The sequence below is a fragment of the Alkalibacterium sp. s-m-28 genome (genome assembly GCF_054658175.1).
In genome coordinates this window covers 1-255 of record NZ_BAAGIQ010000428.1, presented here as the reverse complement: position 1 = coordinate 255, position 255 = coordinate 1, and the positions used below count along the sequence as shown (strand labels likewise).

General features: G+C 34.5%; 1 protein-coding gene. It reads right to left on the bottom strand.

What is annotated here, in order from left to right:
• On the bottom strand, positions 1-255 hold a 255-nt coding region (locus tag ACYQ4S_RS12860; RefSeq protein WP_459771579.1), incomplete at both ends, for a tyrosine-type recombinase/integrase.

The window sequence follows — 255 nt, the reverse complement described above, 5'->3', positions numbered from 1 at the left end:
CCTGCATTGACTAAATGAGTAGCTTTACTGTGTCTTAAAATATGAGGAGATATTTTTGTTTCAATCCTGTCTGGTGTTTCTTCTCTAATGATATTAATATATTTATTCAGTATATATCCAATCCCTTTCCTGGTTAGACGTTCGCCACGACTATTTGTAAATAGTGGTCTTTCATTTTGTAATTGGTATAGACTCAAGTATTTCTTTAGAATATTGCCTGTTTGGGGGAGTAATGGGATGTGACGGTGTTTAGCT